Annotated in this window: 18 protein-coding genes; 10 read left to right on the forward strand and 8 right to left on the reverse strand. The window is 55.8% G+C overall.

From position 1 onward, the window contains the following. Position 1: 1 nt before the first annotated feature. Positions 2–574 carry a LysE family translocator gene (locus ACRRUX_RS06625; protein WP_432528761.1) on the reverse strand — a complete coding sequence of 191 codons (573 nt, stop codon included), beginning with the start codon at positions 572–574 and terminating at the stop codon, positions 2–4. A 54-nt stretch (positions 575–628) separates the two neighbouring features. Then, positions 629–2,131, reverse strand: coding sequence for a S10 family peptidase (locus ACRRUX_RS06630; protein WP_432528457.1), 1,503 nt, complete (start codon positions 2,129–2,131; stop codon positions 629–631). A gap of 142 nt (positions 2,132–2,273) precedes the next feature. Between ACRRUX_RS06630 and ACRRUX_RS06635 the strand changes: the two genes are divergently transcribed. Both ACRRUX_RS06635 and ACRRUX_RS06640 read left to right on the forward strand, forming a co-directional pair. Beyond that, a complete protein-coding gene (locus ACRRUX_RS06635; protein ID WP_432528459.1) occupies positions 2,274–2,810 on the forward strand; it encodes a thioredoxin family protein in 537 nt (178 codons plus the stop codon). A gap of 105 nt (positions 2,811–2,915) precedes the next feature. Continuing rightward, positions 2,916–4,610 (forward strand): hypothetical protein, encoded by a 1,695-nt coding sequence (locus ACRRUX_RS06640; RefSeq protein WP_432528461.1) that lies wholly within the window; start codon positions 2,916–2,918, stop codon positions 4,608–4,610. Between the two features lie 59 nt (positions 4,611–4,669). Here the strand turns inward: ACRRUX_RS06640 and ACRRUX_RS06645 are convergent, their stop codons facing one another. From ACRRUX_RS06645 to ACRRUX_RS06655, 3 genes are all read right to left on the reverse strand, one after another. After that, positions 4,670–5,767 (reverse strand): hypothetical protein, encoded by a 1,098-nt coding sequence (locus ACRRUX_RS06645; RefSeq protein ID WP_432528463.1) that lies wholly within the window; start codon positions 5,765–5,767, stop codon positions 4,670–4,672. A gap of 156 nt (positions 5,768–5,923) precedes the next feature. Beyond that, on the reverse strand, positions 5,924–6,052 hold the full coding sequence (locus tag ACRRUX_RS06650; protein WP_432528465.1) for a hypothetical protein: 129 nt from the start codon (positions 6,050–6,052) through the stop codon (positions 5,924–5,926). A gap of 220 nt (positions 6,053–6,272) precedes the next feature. Next, positions 6,273–7,205 carry a phospholipase A gene (locus ACRRUX_RS06655; protein ID WP_432528467.1) on the reverse strand — a complete coding sequence of 311 codons (933 nt, stop codon included), beginning with the start codon at positions 7,203–7,205 and terminating at the stop codon, positions 6,273–6,275. A 263-nt stretch (positions 7,206–7,468) separates the two neighbouring features. Here ACRRUX_RS06655 and cobA point away from each other — a divergent pair, with 263 nt between their 5' ends. From cobA to cysC, 5 genes are all read left to right on the forward strand, one after another. Beyond that, positions 7,469–8,329: a uroporphyrinogen-III C-methyltransferase gene (gene cobA, locus ACRRUX_RS06660; RefSeq protein ID WP_432528469.1), complete on the forward strand. Its 861-nt coding sequence runs from the start codon at positions 7,469–7,471 to the stop codon at positions 8,327–8,329. 117 nt (positions 8,330–8,446) lie between these two features. Further along, complete coding sequence (gene cysD, locus ACRRUX_RS06665; RefSeq protein ID WP_432528471.1) at positions 8,447–9,385, forward strand: sulfate adenylyltransferase subunit CysD; 939 nt, start codon at positions 8,447–8,449, stop codon at positions 9,383–9,385. A 12-nt stretch (positions 9,386–9,397) separates the two neighbouring features. Continuing rightward, a complete protein-coding gene (gene cysN / locus ACRRUX_RS06670; RefSeq protein ID WP_432528473.1) occupies positions 9,398–10,831 on the forward strand; it encodes a sulfate adenylyltransferase subunit CysN in 1,434 nt (477 codons plus the stop codon). A 57-nt stretch (positions 10,832–10,888) separates the two neighbouring features. Beyond that, positions 10,889–12,631 (forward strand): SLC13 family permease, encoded by a 1,743-nt coding sequence (locus ACRRUX_RS06675; protein WP_432528475.1) that lies wholly within the window; start codon positions 10,889–10,891, stop codon positions 12,629–12,631. 13 nt (positions 12,632–12,644) lie between these two features. Beyond that, positions 12,645–13,259: an adenylyl-sulfate kinase gene (gene cysC / locus ACRRUX_RS06680; RefSeq protein WP_432528477.1), complete on the forward strand. Its 615-nt coding sequence runs from the start codon at positions 12,645–12,647 to the stop codon at positions 13,257–13,259. Between the two features lie 73 nt (positions 13,260–13,332). Here cysC and ACRRUX_RS06685 read toward each other — a convergent pair whose 3' ends face one another. Further along, positions 13,333–14,172: a TIGR03899 family protein gene (locus tag ACRRUX_RS06685; protein WP_432528479.1), complete on the reverse strand. Its 840-nt coding sequence runs from the start codon at positions 14,170–14,172 to the stop codon at positions 13,333–13,335. A gap of 398 nt (positions 14,173–14,570) precedes the next feature. Here ACRRUX_RS06685 and hemG point away from each other — a divergent pair, with 398 nt between their 5' ends. The 3 genes from hemG to ACRRUX_RS06700 all read left to right on the forward strand — a co-directional run bounded on the left by hemG (position 14,571) and on the right by ACRRUX_RS06700 (position 16,236). Continuing rightward, positions 14,571–15,116: a menaquinone-dependent protoporphyrinogen IX dehydrogenase gene (gene hemG / locus ACRRUX_RS06690; RefSeq protein WP_432528481.1), complete on the forward strand. Its 546-nt coding sequence runs from the start codon at positions 14,571–14,573 to the stop codon at positions 15,114–15,116. Beyond that, the gene (locus ACRRUX_RS06695; protein ID WP_432528483.1) at positions 15,113–15,625 is read left to right on the forward strand and encodes a cytochrome b/b6 domain-containing protein; all 513 of its coding nucleotides are present in this window, start codon (positions 15,113–15,115) and stop codon (positions 15,623–15,625) included. Before hemG ends, ACRRUX_RS06695 begins: the two co-directional genes overlap by 4 nt. Positions 15,626–15,759: 134 nt before the next feature. Then, positions 15,760–16,236: a GNAT family N-acetyltransferase gene (locus ACRRUX_RS06700; RefSeq protein WP_432528485.1), complete on the forward strand. Its 477-nt coding sequence runs from the start codon at positions 15,760–15,762 to the stop codon at positions 16,234–16,236. Positions 16,237–16,356: 120 nt separating this feature from the next. On the opposite strand, the gene ACRRUX_RS06705 is transcribed toward ACRRUX_RS06700, so the two are convergent. Both ACRRUX_RS06705 and ACRRUX_RS06710 read right to left on the reverse strand, forming a co-directional pair. Continuing rightward, the gene (locus ACRRUX_RS06705) at positions 16,357–18,822 is read right to left on the reverse strand and encodes a molybdopterin guanine dinucleotide-containing S/N-oxide reductase (RefSeq protein ID WP_432528487.1); all 2,466 of its coding nucleotides are present in this window, start codon (positions 18,820–18,822) and stop codon (positions 16,357–16,359) included. A gap of 15 nt (positions 18,823–18,837) precedes the next feature. Continuing rightward, positions 18,838–19,407, reverse strand: coding sequence for a hypothetical protein (locus ACRRUX_RS06710; RefSeq protein ID WP_432528489.1), 570 nt, complete (start codon positions 19,405–19,407; stop codon positions 18,838–18,840). Between the last annotated feature and the right edge of the window lie 453 nt (positions 19,408–19,860).

The raw sequence follows: 19,860 nt of genomic DNA on the forward strand, positions 1-19,860 counted from the left end.
CTCAGCCCCAGAGCGTCGAGTAGACCACTCTGATAGCCAGCAATATCAGCACCACGCCTGACAGCCGGTCAATCCACAGGGCATTGGCCCTGAGCCGGGGCAACACTCTGGGATGCGATAGCATCAGGGCCACCAGGGTGTACCACAGGCCATCCATCAACAGTGGTGTCAGGACGATAAGGGTTTGACCAGCAAGACTGTCTGCGGCTTTGACAAACTGGCTGAACAGCGCCAGGAAAAACAACAGGATCTTCGGATTAAACAGGGATATTGCCAGTCCATCCCGGGCGGCAGTGAGCCAACCGGCTTGCTTGCCGCCAGCCAGTTTGTCCTGCACGCCGCCACGGGCGTTGAGTGCCTGCCAGCCAAGCCAGGCCAGATAAGCCGCGCCGGCCAGTGCAATGGTGTTGAACAATAGCGGTGCCTGCCTGAGCAGCACGGCCAGCCCCAGCAAGGTGATGAGCGCGTATATTCCTATGCCAAAGGCATGGGCCCAGGCACACACTATGCCTTTCAGCGGGCCGCCCCCCAGCGTATGACGGATCACCATCGCCAGGCTCGGGCCAGGAGACATGGCCCCCAGCAGACAGATGGACAGCAGGCTAAGCCAGGCGGTCAGTTCCAAAAGTTACTCCTCGGCGGATTGGTAAAAACGGCGTAAATCATCAGCCAGTTTAGCCAGTGACTGCGGCTCCACATACATCATATGGCCTGAAGGGTAGTACTGCATTTCCACCCGTTTGGCATCGATACCATTGTCTGCGATGGTGTTCTCAGTGGCGAAAAAGGGCGTTGCCAAATCGAAGTAGCCGTTGGCTACGAATATCCGAAAATCGCTGTTTTCCCTTTGTGCTTTACCAAGATAGGGTGCCACATTGACATATTTGGGCTGGCCGTTGTCCATCTCCCAGTTCCAGTTGCTGTAAACATCACCAGAGAGCACATTGAAGCGGCGGCTGGTGGTGACACCCAGTTCACCCCGCAGATAGTGATTAATGGCGGCGGTGTATGCGGCATCAATGCCATAACCTGATGGGTCGTTGTCGGCATATTCACCGCCGGCATCATAGTCCTTACCTGTGTAGCGGGAATCAAGACGGCCGACAGTCAGATCCTGAGCCCGCAGCAGCTGTTTGGAAAAACGCGGGCCGCTGACCCTGAGATTGACTCGATCCAGATAGGCCTCATCCAGACCGGTAAAGCGGGCCAGTTGTTTTCTGACCGCCTGATATTGCTTAGGGTCAAGACGGGAGCCTGCCAGCAGTGCCAGCGCATAGTCATTCAGGGCAAATTGCCTGGACGCCTCGACGAACGCTTCCAGTCCCATGGCGTTGTCGGCGGCGCTGACTTTGCCGTGGTAGAAAGCGGTTGCCGCCATGGTCGGCAGATAGCCGATATAGGGCTGGTGATTGCCTGGTTGATAACGGGCATGGCTGAAATCCAGAATGGAAGAGATCAGCATGACGCCATTGACGGCGATATCGGTCCAGCCGCCCTGCAGTTGGTTGACCAGCGCGGCGGCTCTGGCAGTGCCATAGCTTTCACCGGCCAGATATTTGGGGCTATTCCAGCGATCATGCTCGTTGAGCCAGACCCTGACAAATTCAGCCAGCACCCTGGCATCCTCTTTGACGCCCCAGAAATCCTTGCCCTGATATTCACCCATGGCGCGACTGTAACCTGTGCCGACCGGATCGATAAACACCAGATCGGATACATCCAGCATGGAGTGCGTGTTGTCGATAAGCCGGAATGGGGCGGCACCATCATCTTTGGCATCGCCGGGAACCTCGATCCGTTTGGGGCCGTACAGGCCCAGATGCAGCCATACCGAGGCGCTGCCCGGACCACCGTTGAATACGAAGGTTACTGGCCGGTACTCGCTGGGGCGGATGTCGGTTCTGAAATAGCTGACCGAATAGATGCCTGCCCAGGGCTGCTCTTTGTCGTCTGACAGCTGGGTTTCTCCCGCCACTGCCCGGTAGCGGACTGTATCACCGTTGATCTTTACCTGATGTTCAGTGATGACGCTGGCATCGGCGGTTGCGGCGTTGTCGGCTGGTTTAGCCGCCACGGCATTAAGGCTCAACAGCAGGCTGCCGAGCAATAGACATTGCAGGGGAAGTCTCATTGAATTTTCCGTATTGGGTGGTTATCCGTATTATTGTTGGTAACGCATTGGCTTGTTTTTCCGGTAAAAACCGGTAATTGTGCGCTGTGAGGCAGCATACCTAAGGCGGCCGATTGCGGCAAATATATAGGAAGTGAAACCCATGACAATAATGATCTGGGCCATGGTATTGGTCTTGTTGCTGCTGTTGGTGTGGCTTGGCTGGCAAAAATACCGGGGCAGGCTGATCCCCTGGAGTGTGTTTATGCTGCTTGGCCTGATGACGTTTGTCAGCGCCGGAATCGCCAATTTTGTCACCCGTGGCGAGGATTACCGCGCATGGGAGCAATTACACTGGCAGCCGCTGGCGACTGAGCAGATCCCGCTGCTGGTGGCTCAGGGCAAAACCGTGGTGGTGGATATCACGGCGGACTGGTGCGCTGTGTGTCAGCGCAACAAAGCCGAGGTGCTGCACCGTGAGGCGGTGGTCAGAGCGCTCAGCGATGACAATATCGTGCTGATGCGGGCAGAGATGTCGGCTCCTCATCCGCAGGCGGAGGCTTATCTGGCCCGTGAGCGTGCGTTTGGCGTGCCATTTAACCGGATTTATGGTCCGGCGATGCCGGCCGGCGTCACATTGCCGCGGGAGCTGACGTTGAGTGGCTTTCTGACTGCTCTGGAAAACGCCATGATTCAATAAGGTTTTTTATGTTGCCGAGGGCTTGCTGCCATAGTCAAATTGGCCGAGTGTGGTACATTGTAGGTAACATTTGTTTCTATGCGGTAACACATACGGAGATGGTGCATGAAAAATCTATTGATAGTGCTGGTGTTGATACTGGCCGGGGGCTCGCTGTATTACCTGTCACAGCAAAGCAGTGATCAGGGCTTTCAGGCCAATGGGGCGCTGGAGTATGTTCCCGCCGACACCGCGGTGTTTTCCGGACAACTGAGACCTTTCCCGCTGAGGGACTATCTGGTGTCCATGTCCGGCAACTATCAGCAGGCCATGTTCTTGTCTCCCGAATGGTTTGAAACGCCGCAGGAGCGCTTTTTTGTTTCCCTCTACGGGCAGTATATGACGCTCATGTCCAAGCCTGATGAGCTGCTTACCGGATTTGGTCTGGCAAACAGCGTGGAAGGGTATTTCTACACCCTGGGGCTGATCCCTGTCATCAAGATGCAGGTTAAAGATGCCAGTGCCTTTTATCAGCGTCTGGATCTGGCCGAGGAGGAGAGTGAATGGAGTCATTCGCTGCGGCAGATTGGCGATTTGAACGTCAGGGTTTATCGCTTTGACAATCTGGAGGGGGCCATGGAAATGCTGGTGGCTGATCGCGATGGCTGGATGACGCTGACCCTGGCTTTTGAGGGGCAGGATCCGCTGGTGGTGGAACAATCTCTGGGGCTTAAGCCGGTCGACATGAACATGACCCAGACCACGCTGCTGCAGGATATAGTGCGTCGCCATGGTTTACAGGCCGAAAGCATCAGTTTCATCAATCACCAGAGTCTGGTTGCCGCATTGACGCAGGGAACCGGTTTGATGGGACAGCAGCTGACCAGAATTTTTCAGATGGCGCAGGATGATTCGCTTGACGTTCTGCGCACCAAAGAGTGTCAGCAGGAGTTGACCGGAATTGCTGCCAACTGGCCCATGACAGTGTCCGGCTTTACCCATATGAGCATTAATGAGCGCCACAGCGACATCGAAGTGCGTACTGTGGTGGAGTCCAACAGCACCGCTATTCTGAATGCTTTGCAAAGTATCCGCGGACATATTAATCCGGACGCCAGTCGCTTTGGCCAAAGTATTTTCTCTTTGGGGCTGGGGTTGAACACAGATAACCTCGCCGCCGGATTGAATAAGGTCTGGCAGGAGTTGACTCAGCCTGAGTTCCAGTGTCCGCTGCTGTCCCAGTTGCAGTACGAATTGGCTCAGACCAACCCGGCCATGCTGGGGATGTTTACCGGTATGGCACAGGGGGCACAGGGCATCTCAATGGTTGTGTCAGGCTATGAAATGGATGATGCAGGTCAGCTGAAAAGTCTCGATGCCATGGTGAGTCTGGCGGTCAGTAATCCGGGCAATCTGTTTGCCATGAGCGCTGGCTTTTTGCCGCAACTGGCCGGTGTACAATTGCCCGAAGATGGCTCCGGCATTGATGTTACTGAGCTGCTGGGACTGCCGCCTCTCGGGCCGGTGATGCTGGCGGCGAAAGGCGAGCATCTGGTGCTCTATACGGGTAAGCGCTCGGCAGAGCTTGCCAATGAACTGGCGGTGCAAAAGAGTCTGGCTGCCAACGGTGTGGCAGTGATGACCGCCGATTACAAACAGTTGCTGACGCCGGTATTTAATATGGCTGAAGCCATGGGGGAAGCTGTACCGCCTGAGCTGCAGGGCATGCAGAATGCGGATATGAAAGTGAAGTTCAGTATGGATGTGAAACCAACCGGGCTGGAAATGGATGTCAGAATGGCTGGCAGTGTGCCCCAATAACGTCTGACGTTTTCATCCTTTTAAAGTAACTAAAAGCCGGGTTTATCCCGGCTTTTTGGTCAGTGTGCGTAGGCGGTCAGTCCACCATCCTGCGAACGTCTGAGCAACGCCGTCAGCTGCGCCCAATCCAGCGGCTGAGAGGACGACAGCAGAATATCGGGATGTATCGGCTGGCCAGTCAGCAAGTGTCCGGAAGCTGAGTAAACCAGGCTGGTACTGACGCTGAGAGTCAGCCCTGAATAAGGCAGATGCAGATGGGTTCTGGGGCTGAAATCCCCGCTCAGGGTACTGCCCGCCACCATCACACCGGGTAATGACCGCGCAACATAAGCCAGTTGGGCGCAATCGGCGCGGCACTGCGCCCCAAGCAGCAAAATAAGGGATGTCGGCGCCGCTGATGAGCTGTTTTTACCCACGGGAATAAACTCCCGCTGAAACAGGACACTCATTCCGTCAGCATGCCGAGCAGGGGATTGGCTTGCAAGAGGCCGGGGAGTGAATCCCTGCGCCTGTAACTGTGCCGCTTTTTGCTGTCCCCATGCCCGGTATCTGGCCTGAAGGGCGGGTACCATTGCCTTTTCCGGCAGACGTTTGAGCAGCGCGCTAATCAGGACATCCGCGTTGCCGCTGGCGCTGCGGATATCCACAATCAGTGCGGGTAACGACATGGCATGCTCAAGCATATCGCCATGCAGCCCGTCCAGATCGCCCACTTTCAGCAGCGCTGCCTGTGCAGATAAGTAACTCAGCCGATTAGCTTTGTTGTCAGCAGTATGTTGCTCACCGGGCGCAGTCAGTGGTAACCAGAACTGATAATGGCGGTCTGCCAGTTCATTGGTGAGGGTCAGCCGCGGTGGCTTTCGGGGATCTGCACCCAGTTGCAGTCTGAGACTGTCCAGTCGATTCAATTGACTGGCGCGCGCGTCGGTGTTACCGCGCAGCGAAACTGGCAGTGACTTATCCGCTTCCGTCAACCAGCGGCTGATGGGGATGCCATCAATGTAGGTTACAAAGGGATGGCCGGGGACAAGCAATGTCCCTGTCGGTGTTAACGCCAGCCATTGCCCGGATTCGGCCACAAAATTCACCGGGTGTGCAGTCAGCAGATGGGCGCTCGGGTCGGTTATTGTGGCCCCCGGATCATTCAGCTGTGCCATGATGCGGGACAACTTCTGGGCATAGCGCTGGCGGGAAAGTCGCTGCGGCTGCAGTATCAGTTGCAGCGATTGCTGCAGCTGGATTTGTTGGTGGGGGGATAGCTGATGATAGCTGGCTGACTCCTGCGCAAGCCAGGTTTGCAGTTGATATAACTCTCAGGCGGCGGCCTGTTTGCTGATGAGTACCGGCGGCTTATGCGGCAGTAAAAACAGGCTCAGTTTGGCACTGCACAGCAGTATAAACAGTATGAACAGGACAAAAATGCCTTTGTATCCGGGTTTCATGGCTCTCCCTTTCCGTTGATTCACCGGCAAAGCCGATGAGCAGGTGAAAGCCTGTATGCGCTGCAGCAAACCACACCAACCCCGGCGCGGAAACCGGGGCACTGGCATGTCGTGCGTTGGATGATGTGCTGCAGTTTATCCGTCAGCGGACAGGCTTTGAGGCAACAGTGGCAACGGCCTTGGAAAGGCTGCCGGAGTGTTGAACCAGTGACCGCCTTTCTTATAGTAAGTCGTTGAGAGCCAAGCCTATTCCAATCCTCTGGGTATGGGCGTTGTAGTCGATAAGGCTCTCGCCGTAGCCATTAAAGTATTGTGCATAGAAGCGCAGATTGCCCAATATCGGATAACTCCAGGTGAGCTCAATAGCGCCTTTGTTATCCCGTCTTAAGTTGTTGCGCAGCATCAGACTGTAACGTTGTTTGCCCACGCCATAGACGCCGGTCAGTTCAAAATTACCCAGATATTTGTTGATATCCGGGTTGTCATCGCCACGGGGATCGCCCGGATACTCCTTGGCATCTTCCGGCAATCGCCACCAGACCTTGGCGCCCAGCGCCAGATTGCCGGCATCGAAAATCATGGTGCCGTACAGGCGATTCCAGCTGCGTGACAACATGCCTGATTTGCCGTTGGACTGATGTACTGCGCCAAAACCCCAGAAGGAGTTGGTCATACCCAACACCTGCCAGTCGTTATTGAACAGCATGAACAGCTCAGGTTCGTGATTGGTTTCCCGAAATGGCGAGGAGATGTCCTTGTTGTACACCTGCCACCAGGATTGATTGGTATAGGCGAAAAACAGATGCCCATTGTCACCAAAGATGTTGTACCAGAGCGGCAGTTTGAAGCTTATCTGGAATTTGGCCTCGAACTTGTCGAGCGAGGCTTCTGAAGGCTCCGTCTCACTGGCAAAAGGCCGCATATTGGGATGGGGATTATAGGTTACCGGCAGTATGTAGTTGACCTTATGGGGAATAATCACAAATGGCAGGTCGGCCGTGGCCAGCTCATCCTTGACTCTTTCCTGTACCAGTGATGATTCAGCATTGACTGCAGCAGAGTCTGATTGAGTACCTGAATCTGTGGCTGTGGCATGGGACTGGAATGCCGCCAGCAGTGCCAATACGGCCAGAGGCGTGAATTTCAGTGTCATGGCTTTTCCTCATTCCTTTGCATTTGTGGATGTCTTCAACCCGCCCGATGATCTGCGCACCAGCCAGGTTGGCGCCCCTTTGTGGGATCTGCTTGAAACCCCGGGATTAACCTGTTGAACCGCACTTTATCACATTCAGGTAAACAGACTGTTGCTGCCATTTAATAACTTTTGGTTATAGAAACTAATTTTTATCTATTTTTTAGGGAATAAAAGCCGGGCTATAGTCCTCTGCATTACAGGCATTCAGATGGGCGATCGGCATGGAAATAGTGGCAATACCCGGGCAGGGCCCAAAGGGAAAGGTATTTTTGGTGGGCGCAGGGCCGGGCGATCCCGAGCTGTTGACCATGAAGGCCTGGCGCTGCCTGCAAACTGCCGATGTGGTGCTGTTTGATGCGCTGGTGAGTGAGGACATTCTGGCCCTGCTGCCGCCTCATGCCGAGCGAATCGCCGTGGGCAAACGGGCCGGTGCCCACAGTGCCGCCCAGGGCGACATCAACCAATTACTGGTAACCAAGGCGTTTACCCGGTCGCGGGTAGTGCGGCTCAAAGGCGGTGACCCGTTTATTTTCGGTCGTGGCGGCGAAGAGCTGCAAAGCCTGATTGAAGCCGGTGTGCCTTTTGAGGTTATCCCCGGCATCACCGCCGCCAGTGGCGCCGCGGCTTATGCCGGTATTCCACTGACCCACAGGGATTGCGCCCAGAGCGTCAGCTTTATTACCGGTCATTGCAAACTCAAATCCGAGCCGCTGGCGTGGCGTCAGTATGCCGATGCCAACCAGACTCTGGTGATCTACATGGGCATTCTCAATGCATCGCTGATCCGTGATGGCCTGATAGGCGCCGGACGCAGTGCAGACACCCCAGTAGCGCTGGTCAGTAACGCCAGTTGTGCCAATCAGCAGGTGTTTACCGGCACGCTGGCGCAGCTGCAGCAGATGACCCAAAACCCGGCGCTGTCGATGCCGGCTCTGATCATAGTCGGTGAGGTGGTGCGCTACAGCAGCCAGATGAACTGGTTTGCCGCAACTCAGCAACAGCTTATCGCTGCGCAGCAAGATCACGCCGCGCACCAGCAACAAGCCGGACAGTCATCAGCGGATAAGCGCCAGTATAAGTAGCCACAGCAGCAATACCTTTAGTCAATCGGGACGAGTCCCACAGTAAATCTGGACACGCCTGTGTCCCAAACCGGAAATCAGGGGCAGATGCCCGTCAGCGTGAAATGGAGTCAAGCAATGACATCGCAATTATCCCCGTCTGCCACGCCTTTGGCGCAGACCTTAAGCCATCTGGCTCAGCTGGAGGCGGAAAGTATCCGCATCATCCGTGAGGTGGCAGCAGAGTTCGACAATCCTGTGATGCTTTACTCCATCGGCAAGGATTCATCTGTGATGCTGCATCTGGCGCGCAAGGCTTTCTATCCCGGCAAAATTCCGTTTCCGCTTTTGCATGTGGATACCACCTGGAAGTTTCGCGAGATGATTGCTTTTCGCGATGCCCAGGCGCAGAAATTCGGGCTGGAGCTGCTGGTGCACACCAACCCTGAGGGGCTGGCGCAGAACATCAATCCTTTTGATCACGGCAGTGCCAAGCACACCGACATCATGAAAACCCAGGCGCTCAAGCAGGCGCTGGATAAATACGGTTTTGATGCCGCTTTTGGCGGTGCCCGCCGGGACGAAGAAAAATCCCGCGCCAAGGAGCGGGTGTACTCGTTTCGCGACAGTCACCACAGATGGGACCCCAAAAACCAGCGGCCTGAGCTGTGGCACAACTACAACGGCGCGGTGAACAAGGGGGAAAGCATCCGGGTGTTTCCGCTGTCCAACTGGACCGAGCTGGATATCTGGCAATACATCTATCAGGAAAACATCGAACTGGTGCCTTTGTATTTCGCTGCTAAACGCCCAGTGGTGGAGCGCGGCGGCCAGCTGATCATGGTCGATGATGAGCGCATGCCGCTGAGCGCAGATGATGAAGTCCGCCATGAAGTCGTGCGCTTCCGTACTCTGGGCTGCTATCCGCTGACCGCAGCCATGCACTCACAGGCAGACACGCTGGAGCAGATCATCGAAGAGATGTTGCTCACCCGCTCCAGTGAGCGGCAGGGACGGCTTATCGACTCAGATCAGGCCGCATCGATGGAGCTGAAAAAGCGCCAGGGTTACTTCTAACAGGACAGAATTATGCAACAGGCAGTCAATCAACAAACCCGGCTGGCGCAGGAACTGGCACAGCAGGGCATCACTCAGTATCTGGCCAATCAGCAGCAGAAAGGTCTGCTGCGGTTACTCACCTGCGGCAGCGTGGATGATGGCAAGAGCACCCTTATCGGCAGACTGCTGCACGACAGCGCACAGATCTATGAAGATCAGCTGGCCAGCCTGAAAAGCGACAGTGCCAGAATGGGCACCACAGGCGAGAAAATCGATCTGGCGCTGCTGGTGGATGGTTTGCAGGCTGAGCGGGAGCAGGGCATCACTATCGATGTGGCCTATCGCTATTTCTCCAGCGACAAGCGCAAGTTCATCATTGCTGATACCCCGGGTCATGAGCAGTACACCCGCAACATGGCCACCGGCGCCTCGACCTGTGATCTGGCGGTGCTGCTGATCGATGCCCGCTACGGCGTGCAGACCCAGACCCGGCGCCATGCTTTTATCGCTGCCAAGCTGGGCATACGCCACTTTGTGGTGGCCATCAACAAGATGGACTTGCTGGATTTTGATGCGCAGATTTTCAGCCAAATTGCTGCAACCTTCAGTCCCATCGCGACTGAGCTGGGGGTCAGTGATGTGCACTATGTGCCGATTTCGGCGCTGGATGGCGACAATGTGGTGCGCCGCAGTGAGCGCAGCCCCTGGTTTACCGGCGCCACCCTGCTGGAGCATCTGGAGCAGGTCAATATCAGCCGTGAGCTCAATGCGCTGCCGCTGCGCTTTCCGGTGCAGTATGTCAGCCGTCCCAACCTGGATTTTCGCGGCTTTGCCGGCACAGTGGCTGCCGGTACCGTGCGGGTCGGCGATGAGCTGCTGGCATTGCCTTCAGGCAAGCGCAGCAGGGTGGAGCGGATAGTGACCTTCGACGGTGACAAGCCGTTTGCCATCACAGGCGAGGCGGTCACCCTGACGCTGACTGATGAAATTGATATCTCCCGTGGCGATCTGCTGTGCGCGCCGGACTCGCCCGCCAGTGTAGCCAATCGGTTGCTGGTGGATCTGGTGTGGATGAGTGATATCGACATGGTGCCCGGGCAGCTGTACGACATCAAACTGGCGGGCAAGAAGACCCAGGCCAGAGTGACTCAGGTGCATTATCAGGTGGATGTGAACACTTACCAGCAGCATCAGGTTGATACGCTGGGGCTCAATGGCATTGCCCGGGTCGAGCTGGAGCTCACCGAAACCATCGCGGTGGAGCCTTATGAGGTGTGCCGGGAAACCGGGGCAATCATCCTGATTGACCGCTTGAGCAATGCCACGCTGGGGGCGGCCATGGTAATCGAAACATACCGCCGCGGCGGCGAGCAGGCGCGCTTCAGCGAGCAGGAAATGGAACTGAACGCCTTTATCCGTCGTCATTACCCGCACTGGCAGGCGCTGGATATCAGCAAGCTGTAGTTGGACCTCACTATTCAGGGCGCCTGGCGCCCTCAATCCGCCCAAAGGAGATGCATCATGTCGGAAAGCCTGCAGCTGGCGCTGATCCTGACGGCGCTGATCGCCGGTCTTATCAGTGGCGTGGCCAGCCCAGCCGCGCTGTTTTTACTGGTGTCAGTGCTCACTTACCTGCTTGGGCTGGTGAGCCTTGAATCGCTGTTGTCCGGTTTTGGCAACACCGGGCTGGTGACTCTGGTACTTTTGCTGCTGGCAACCCTGGCGCTGGAAAAGACCCCATTGCTTGGCCGCATGAGCCGACTGATTGGCCGCGGCTCGCTGCCGGTGACCATGGCGCGGCTGGGGTTTTCCACCGCGCTCTTGTCCTCCTTTACCAACAACACGGCCGTGGTGGCATCGCTCATCGGTGCGGTGCGGCGCAATCCGTCCCACGCCCCGGCCAAGTTGCTGCTGCCGCTATCCTATGCCGCCATCCTGGGCGGCACCCTGACACTGATTGGCACCTCCACCAATCTGATTGTGAACTCCTTTGTGCAGGAAGCCGGGCTCAAACCCCTGGGCTTTTTTGAGTTCACCTCGGTTGGCGCTGTCATCGTTATCGCGGGGATAGGTTTGCTGGTGCTGCTCAGCCGCTTTTTGCCGGACAGGGGCGATCAGAGCCAGAGCAGCAATTTGCCCTATCTGCTGGAGGCCCGGGTGGCGGATGGCTCGCCGCTGGCGGGGAAAAGCGTGCAGGACAACCATATGCGCTCGCTCAAGCAGCTGTATCTGGTAGAGCTGGAGCGGCACGGCATCCGCATCTGCCCGGTGCCGCCGCAGCTGGTGCTCACCGGCGGCGATGTGCTGCGATTTTCCGGCAATCCTGAGGCGGTGGAGTTGCTGCATCAGTTTGACGGCCTTGAGTGGTTCGGCAAGCAGCAGGCGCGGGGCCAGAATCTGGTGGAGGCCGTGCTGGCACCTTCCTCTGCTCTGGTGGGCCAGTCGCTGAAATCCGCCCGCTTTCGCGAAAAATTTGATGCGGCTGTGATGGCCATTCGCCGCGGCGACACGCCGCTCAAAGGCGGACTGGGCGACATTGAGCTGAAAGCCGGTGATGTGCTGCTGCTGGCACCGGGGCCGGGATTCTGCCCGGACAAGGGCAAGGCCTGTCAGACCCATTTGGCGGCTGAGTTTGCGGCGATCAGCGGGCTGGATTTGAGCGTGCGGCTGGACAGCCAGCGCAGCTATCTGGTGCTGGCAGGCTTTGCTGCTGTGATTGTCGCCAGTCTGCTCGGAGTATTACCCCTGGTCAAAGGTCTGGTGCTCTTGCTGCTGGTGTATCTGGCCTGTGGTGCGGTGACCGTGCGGGAAATGCGCCGCCGCTTTCCGCTGGAGCTGGTGATAGTGGTGGGCTGCGCCCTCAATCTGGCCAGTCTGATGCTGTCGTCCGGGCTGGCATCCAGCATGGCCGATAGCGTGCTGGGCGCGTTCAACGGCTTTGGGGTGATGGGCGCCTTTGTGGCTGTGTATTTGCTGACTTTGCTGCTGACTGAGCTTGTCACCAACAATGCCGCTGCGGCACTGGCGTTTCCCATCGCCTATGCGGTGGCCCTGAGTTACGGGGTGGATACCCGCCCGTTTATTCTGGCAGTGCTGTTTGGCGCCAGTGCCAGTTTTATTTCGCCCTATGGCTATCAGACCAATCTGATGGTGCTCAGCGCCGGAAACTATCGGTTTGCCGATTACCTGCGTCTCGGGCTGCCCCTGTCGGTGCTGTATTCCGCCATAGTGCTGTTTTTGGTGCCTGTGTGGTTCCCTTTTTGATGGATGAGCTGATATGAGTCTACAAACCCAACCCGACATCGTCTGGCATCAACATACAGTGGATCAGGCCGCCCGCGCTGAGCAAAAACGTCAGCAGCCGGTATTGCTGTGGTTTACCGGCCTGTCCGGTGCCGGCAAATCCACCCTGGCCGGTGCGCTGGAGCGCGCCCTGTATGAGCAGGGCTTTCATACCTATCTGCTGGATGGTGACAATGTGCGTCATGGTCTGTGCAGGGATTTGGGCTTTTCCCAGAGTGACAGGGATGAAAATCTGCGGCGGGTGGGGGAAGTGGCCCGCCTGATGGTGGATGCGGGGCTGGTGGTATTGTCCGCCTTTATTTCGCCGACGCGGGAAGAGCGCGATCGTATCCGGGCGCTGTTTCCGGCCGGACAGTTTATTGAAGTGCATGTCGCCACTCCGCTGAGCGTGTGTGAGCAGCGTGATCCCAAAGGCCTGTACCAGAAGGCCAGGGCCGGCGAAATTGCGCATTTCACCGGGATTTCAGCGCCTTATGAGGAGCCGCTGAATGCCGAGCTGACCATAGACACCAGCCGTGGCGATTTGAGCTCGCAGGTGCAGGCGCTGCTGCACTATCTGACGGCGCTGGGGATTTTGAAAACCCGCTGAGGGCAGTGTAAACCCTGGCTTGCGGCGGTTTGCCCGCTAACAGCAAGACGGTTTGAGTGCGCTTAAAGCCGCTTTAAAAACTGAAATCCCGCCCCAGCTGACTGCGCAGCAGTGTGCTGTAGCGGCTGTTACTGCTGGCCATCACCAGTTGTGCCAACTCCTCGCCCAGCGCGGTAAAGCTGTAGTAACTCAGCAGCAGGTGCGGGTGTTTGGGGGTCAGCTGCAGCTGCTCGCCGGGCAGGCTCAGGGTCAGCGGCACTTTGGCGCTCAGCAGCCCGGTTTCAAACTCACCCCGGTGCAGAATGCCGGCATCCACCAGAGTCAGAATGCCAGAGTAGGGTACGCCACAGGCCGACAGGTTGATACTTACTTGCGGTGATTTTCGAAATACACCGGCAATGCCTCCGGTCACCCGGCAGCCGGTGATGATCTTTAACCGACCATCCTGGTTAATCTGGCAGGCTACGCCCAGGGCCCGTTCCAGCAGCAGGGCTTCACGCTGGGTCAGCTGTTTGAGGGTATGCAGGGTGCGCAGGCTGAAGTGACCGGGTTTGACGATTTCCGACGCCAGAATACGGGCCCAGAGCTCCTGCATGCGGCGGCTGAAAATTTGCTCCGCCATCTGAAAAAACTGATGGCGCCAGTCCGGGTCGAGATCTGTGCCGGTCACGTCAGAGGGGGTATAGGACAGCGCCAGCTTGTAAATGGTTTCCAGATTCTGCTGATATTCATTAGCCTGCAATTTCAGGCGCTGCTCGGCCCGCTCGTTGACACTGCTGCCGTGGGCCTGAAAATCCGTGGTGCTGGCCATACCCAGAAAACGCCCGAGCAGCAGGGCTTTTTTGCGGGCAGACACTTCATTTTCCATGGTGGCTGAGGTTAATGGCGGTTGGCTGGTTGCTTCTTCTGACATGCTGATCCCTGCGCCTGTTGGTAATTCCGTTGGCTGGCGACAACTTACCATTACCCGGCAATGGCTTGCCAGCGTGTTTTGGCAAAAGATCAGTCAGCCTGACTGGTATATGCCCCGAACCGGCCGGGAGCCGGTGATGCGGTCAGTCTGAATCTGATTAACCCGGGATACGGCTGGTTTTTATTTCAGAATCAGTAAATTAAATTAAACAAATATGCAATTTGCAATTCTAAGTTAATGTTTTTAAAGACGTTAGTAGAAAAGTTTTTTGTGAATTGAGTACAAGTTTCGGCCATTACCCTAACCGTTGGCTGCAGAGAGTGATCCGGCTCATAAAAATCGCTGAACGGATCCCCTACACTGGCCGCAGCAAGATTGCAAACCGGCAGATCCACAAGATGAGTAAAACCCTGATCCTTTTTTCCAGTGTGCATGGACACACTTACAAAATCTGTGAGCGACTGAAACAGCACCTGAGTGAGTTGGGTGAGCGCGCCACACTCTGCAGCCTTGATCAGGCCCCCGATCTGGCCGGGTTCGATAAGGTGCTGATCGGTGCCAGCATCCGCCATGGCAAACACAACCCGGCAGTGCTGGCTTATGTTAATGCCAATAAAGAGGCGCTGGACAGCAAGGTCAACGGCTTCTTCTCCGTTAGTCTGGTGGCCCGCAAGCCGATGAAGAACACCCCTGAAACCAATCCCTATATGCAGGCTTTCCTCAATCAGGTCAGCTGGCAGCCCAGGATGCTGGAGGTGTTTGGTGGTCGTCTTAACTACGGCGGTTACGGGGTGATGGACAGAAACATTATTCGTTTCATCATGTGGATCACCAAGGGGCCGACTGATCCCAAGGTGGATATCGACTTTACCGATTGGGACAAGGTTGCCGATCTGGCCGAGCGGTTCCATCTGGCTGACAAACTTCAGGGGCAGGCTGCATGAAGTGGTGGCAAAAGCTGAGTGACCGACTGCATCTGCTGGTGATGCTGCCAACAGTGTTTTTGCTGTTGACCAGTCCATGGATTTTCATGGCCCGTCAGTTGCCGGCCAATGCCTCCTTCTGGAATTTGTCTCATGTTTATCTTGGTCTGCTGACCTGCTTATTGGGCATGGTGTTTTTGCTGACCAATCTGATGGGCGGTACCTGGCGGCAGTATTTCCCCTGGGTAGTTGCCGATATCAAGCCGCTGCTGAAAGACATTACCGGTCTTGCAAAACTCAGACTGCCGGTCGCCGGTGGCCGCGGGCTGTTCAGTGTGATTGAAGGTTTTACGATGTTGGGGCTGGTTGCCACAGGCATTACCGGCGTGGCCTGGTATGTCACTCAGGGCAGCGCAGATGCGCTCAGCTGGCGCGCCTGGCATATCGATTGTGCCCAGTGGTTTATCGGCCTGCTGATCATCCATATGGTGTGCGCGTTATCGCATCTGCTGGATTTTTTACGCCAGTAACTGCATCATCCCTGTTCCCGTCGGGCGCCCTGTTGGCGCCCGATTTGTTTGTCCCAATATAAATGCCTGTCACTCCATTCAATTCCTGCTGACATGATGTTGTCCTGGGTTGGTGGGAGGCTGCGGATATAAAGATGATACTGGCAGAACTTTCTCATGCTCCTCAGCATATTCCTACCCTGGCGCGCTGGCATTTCAACGAATGGCACCTGCTCTATCCGGGGCGCACGCTGGATGACTTTCAGGCCGATCTGCAGGCTTGTCTGACCGATGCATCAGTACCGGTAACCTGGGTGCTGCTTGATGGCGACAGGGCGGTGGGGTCGGCCTCAATACTGCGCCATGATATGACCACCAATCAGCAGCTGTCGCCCTGGCTTGCCAATGTTTATATCTGCCCTGAGTATCGCGGTCGAGGCCTCGGAAATCAGTTGATTACAGGCGTAATGCAAAGGGCATACAAGCGTGGAATTGAGCGTTTGTACCTGTTCACCGAAGATCAGCAGGCCTTTTACCGGCGTCTGGGATGGAGGCTGTTGAAACAGGATGTCTATGAGGGCGCAGAGGTTGCCATTATGTCCATCAATCTGGTGGCAGAAGTCACCGCCTGAGATGGATATCCCGGGGAATAAAAAATCCAGCATCGATGATGATGCTGGATTTTTACGGCTCAAGCGGTCTGAGCTAATGAGTATTTTGAGCTTCAATATTCCCGCGAAATCCCCTCCGGGTTAGCAAAGGGTCATTTCACAGGCGCCTGTGGGCGGCGTAAAGGCATCCATCACGAGGTCCGGCCCCTGATATTTCTCAATTCTGACCAGTGAAGAGTTGGGGGCACAGCCATTGGCCAGCGGTGAGGTGGGGATATCGCTGGTCAACATATTGCAATTGCCGTTTTTACAGATATCCAGGCGAATATCCAGATTTAACCACGCCCCTTCGTGCACGCAGACGGTTCCCTGTTTGATGCCATCGGTGACCAGGGCGCCTGCCAGTATTTTCCCGCGACCGTTGTGGATATAGACAAGATCGCCAGCGGCAATGCCATTGGCCTTCGCATCGTTGGGGTGAATAATCACAGGTTCGCGATTGGCGATGGCGTAACTGTCTCTCAGGTTGCTGTAGTTGAGTTGACTGTGCAGCCGGTCGGCAGCGTGGGAGGTGATTAAGTGCAGCATACGTGGGTCGCTATTTTGCTGCCATTCTGAAGGTTCCAGCCAGGTTGGGTGCGCCGGGCAATCTTTATAGTGATAGCTGGCGATGGCTCTGGAGTAGATCTCTATCAAACCGCTTTCGGTACCCAGCGCGTTCATCAATGGGTCCTGTCTGAACGACTCATAGGTTACGTATTTCTCGCTGGCCGGATTGGGCTTCATGGTGAGAATTTGGTTTTGTACCCAGAAGTGCTCAAAGTCAGGCATCGTTACTCCCTGGGCATCTGACATACGTTTCGCCTGCTGGTACAGGTGACTGAGCCACTGCATTTCGGTGCGCTTCTCTGTGAAGATATCTTTGCCTTCCGGCATCAGCAAACCGGCCAGCTCAGCAAACACATCGAAATCATTTCTGGCTTCAAATCTGGGTTCCACCACCTGCTTCATGGGAACAATATTCTGATTACTGTAGTCCCCTGTCATGGTCATATCATTGCGCTCGAAACTGGTGGTGATGGGCAGCACGATATCGGCAAAGCGGGTAGAAGATGCCCAGTAAGGATCTGATACCACGACGAGTTCAGGTTTCTGCCAGGCGCGGATCAGCCGGTTAATATCCTGATTGTGGGTAAAGGGCGAACCACCCGCCCACCAGATCATTTTGATATTGGGGAAAGTCTTGGTTTTGCCGTTGTTCTGATATTGACTGCCGGGATGCTCCAGTGCGCGGATCAATGACCCGACAGGAATGGTATTCAGGGCGCCACCCATATCCCAGTTATTGGCTGAGGCATGGCTGACATTAATGGATGGGGAGATGGTTGGCAGCACACCCCCTATGCGGGTTGGGTTACCGCCGTTGGCATAATGGTACGAAAGCCCGAAACCGCCGCCGGGTAAACCAATTTGACCAATCATGGCGGCAAGCGTCACCAGCATCCAGTGTCTTTGTTCTCCATATTGCTGGCGCTGCATGCCCCAGCCCGCCATCAGCATGGTACGGTGGTGGCAAAACAGCTCGGCCAGTTGCTTTAACTGAGCAGCGGGCACCCTGCAGATATTTTCGGCCCACTCAGGTGTTTTGGCGATGCCATCTGTCTTGCCCTGGAGGTAGTCGTTGAACTGCTCAAAGCCCACCGTATATTGTTTCAGGAACGCCTTGTCGTGCCAGCCCTGCTTGACCATATGAAACGCAATCCCCAGCATCATGGCGACATCTGTGTTGGGCACAGGGGCGATCCACTGTGCGTGTTCCCCCATAAACTCGGCTGTTTCATTCCGCAGCGGATCTATCACCAGAATAGTTTTGCCACTGTCCCTGAGCCGGCGGAAAAACTCCAGCCCGCTGCCATCGGAACTGGTCCAGGCAATTCTCAGGGTATTGATGGGATTGGCACCCCAAATCACCACCACATCGGTGGACTCCATTACCACGGGGAAGGCGGTTTGCTGCTCATAAACCGCAATTGAACCAACCACATAGGGCATGATGACCTGTGCGGCGCCGGTAGAGTAGTCACCGAAGTGGCTGGAGTACCCGCCAGCCATGCCCATGTAACGGCTCAGCAGCGTCTGCGGCTGATGCAGCACCCCGCTGGAGCGCCATCCATAGGAACCGGCATAAATGGATTCGTTACCGTATTTCTGGCGGATCCGCATATGGTGCTGATGAATAAGAGACAAGGCCTGCTGCCAGCTGACCCGGACAAATTCATCACTGCCCCGCTTGCCATCAGGGTGCAGCGGGTTGGTCAGAAAGCCCTTGCGCACCATAGGGTATTGAATCCGGGCTTTGGTATACAGCTGATCACCGACCACCAGCTGCAGTGCATTGGGCATGTTCGCAGGCAGCGCACCATTGGAAGAGAGTCCTCCCTGTTCGTTGACCTTAATGATTAACGGCCCCCAGTGCGCCGCATTAATGATAAAACGTCCCTGAATGCCCTCTGCGAAAGAAGAAACTGGCAGGAGGCTGGCGAGGGTCATTCCACAGGCGGTCAATCCAAGCCCTTTGATAAAATCACGGCGAGATACTTGATTCATGGTGATGGGTTCCTGCTATTGATGAATGGCGTGGTATTGGAAAAACGCAGTCAGCAGATGCAATTGCTGCTGAGATAAGGCGGTGCGGCTTCCCATACTGCGGATGGTGGCAGGCCAGGCATTGACCGTCAGTTGCGAGGGTTCCGGAGCCGCGTGGCACACGGCGCAGGCCTTATCTCTCAATTGGCTGGCCTGTTGCCAGAGTGGCTGCTGAGAGTCGACCACCTGATCCGGCACTGTGGTTGTCAGGCTGACATGACGCCATTGATTGCCATAGGCATCGGTATAGCTGGACCCCACCTGAAGTTGGTCGCTGGCCTGGGGTAACAATGCTGCCAGCAGGATCCTTTGGCTGTCGCTCATAAATATGGCTCTGGTATCGGCGACCGGCTGTACACCGGAAATTTCCACTTCCAGCTTGCCCTGATGGTTTTCCAGTTCCTGCATTGGCGTGCCGACAGGAATGATGCCGACATCGGCGATGTGGATGTCCTCAGTGGGATATAAGGTTTGCGAGGCCGCGATGGCGCCAACACTGATGATCAGGGAAGCCATCGAAGGAACAACAAGATGGAAGGGTTTCATAGTGTCTCCAGCTTAATTTTGGCTAGTGATACCGGGATAGTTTGGGTGAATCGTCGGTACGACTGATGGTGGTCAGGATTTTATTTTGGGTAGCCGTCAATATATGGCTCCTGAGCCGATTCTGGAGGGCCATTCAGAGCGCTTCAATTAGATTTTTATTAAATAAATTCCATAGCTTGGCGATTTTTGATGGCGAAATTCTGTGACATTATTCGCACCTTTGCGCCGCCGCTGGTGATAACGGGATTGACCAAAAACCGAGCTTTCCCCGGTGAATCTTGCTTCATGTGGGGGATTTTTAGACATGTTGACGGGGTTGGCGCCGATTGACTCAGTGCGTTGAGACCGGCAGCGGTTGTACGGCCCCCGAGCGAGCAGTGCCATCGCAAGTGCATGATGATGGGGGCGGCAGCATCCGTCGCTGAATTAATCAAACAATTAATGAAGTTGGTA

The organism is Shewanella sp. GXUN23E (genome assembly GCF_050865035.1).
Classification (GTDB): domain Bacteria; phylum Pseudomonadota; class Gammaproteobacteria; order Enterobacterales; family Shewanellaceae; genus Shewanella.

What these genes read in the sequence shown, in the direction of transcription:
- cobA (WP_432528469.1), top strand. Translation starts at nt 7,469, where the DNA reads ATGGAAATAGTGGCAATACCCGGGCAGGGCCCAAAGGGAAAGGTATTT.
- hemG (WP_432528481.1), top strand. Translation starts at nt 14,571, where the DNA reads ATGAGTAAAACCCTGATCCTTTTTTCCAGTGTGCATGGACACACTTAC.
- ACRRUX_RS06685 (WP_432528479.1), bottom strand. Translation starts at nt 14,172, where the DNA reads ATGTCAGAAGAAGCAACCAGCCAACCGCCATTAACCTCAGCCACCATG.
- ACRRUX_RS06635 (WP_432528459.1), top strand. Translation starts at nt 2,274, where the DNA reads ATGACAATAATGATCTGGGCCATGGTATTGGTCTTGTTGCTGCTGTTG.
- ACRRUX_RS06655 (WP_432528467.1), bottom strand. Translation starts at nt 7,205, where the DNA reads ATGACACTGAAATTCACGCCTCTGGCCGTATTGGCACTGCTGGCGGCA.
- ACRRUX_RS06710 (WP_432528489.1), bottom strand. Translation starts at nt 19,407, where the DNA reads ATGAAACCCTTCCATCTTGTTGTTCCTTCGATGGCTTCCCTGATCATC.
- ACRRUX_RS06650 (WP_432528465.1), bottom strand. Translation starts at nt 6,052, where the DNA reads ATGAAACCCGGATACAAAGGCATTTTTGTCCTGTTCATACTGTTTATA.
- cysC (WP_432528477.1), top strand. Translation starts at nt 12,645, where the DNA reads ATGAGTCTACAAACCCAACCCGACATCGTCTGGCATCAACATACAGTG.
- ACRRUX_RS06675 (WP_432528475.1), top strand. Translation starts at nt 10,889, where the DNA reads ATGTCGGAAAGCCTGCAGCTGGCGCTGATCCTGACGGCGCTGATCGCC.
- ACRRUX_RS06695 (WP_432528483.1), top strand. Translation starts at nt 15,113, where the DNA reads ATGAAGTGGTGGCAAAAGCTGAGTGACCGACTGCATCTGCTGGTGATG.
- ACRRUX_RS06625 (WP_432528761.1), bottom strand. Translation starts at nt 574, where the DNA reads ATGTCTCCTGGCCCGAGCCTGGCGATGGTGATCCGTCATACGCTGGGG.
- ACRRUX_RS06700 (WP_432528485.1), top strand. Translation starts at nt 15,760, where the DNA reads ATGATACTGGCAGAACTTTCTCATGCTCCTCAGCATATTCCTACCCTG.
- ACRRUX_RS06645 (WP_432528463.1), bottom strand. Translation starts at nt 5,767, where the DNA reads ATGGCACAGCTGAATGATCCGGGGGCCACAATAACCGACCCGAGCGCC.
- ACRRUX_RS06630 (WP_432528457.1), bottom strand. Translation starts at nt 2,131, where the DNA reads ATGAGACTTCCCCTGCAATGTCTATTGCTCGGCAGCCTGCTGTTGAGC.
- cysD (WP_432528471.1), top strand. Translation starts at nt 8,447, where the DNA reads ATGACATCGCAATTATCCCCGTCTGCCACGCCTTTGGCGCAGACCTTA.
- ACRRUX_RS06705 (WP_432528487.1), bottom strand. Translation starts at nt 18,822, where the DNA reads ATGAATCAAGTATCTCGCCGTGATTTTATCAAAGGGCTTGGATTGACC.
- ACRRUX_RS06640 (WP_432528461.1), top strand. Translation starts at nt 2,916, where the DNA reads ATGAAAAATCTATTGATAGTGCTGGTGTTGATACTGGCCGGGGGCTCG.
- cysN (WP_432528473.1), top strand. Translation starts at nt 9,398, where the DNA reads ATGCAACAGGCAGTCAATCAACAAACCCGGCTGGCGCAGGAACTGGCA.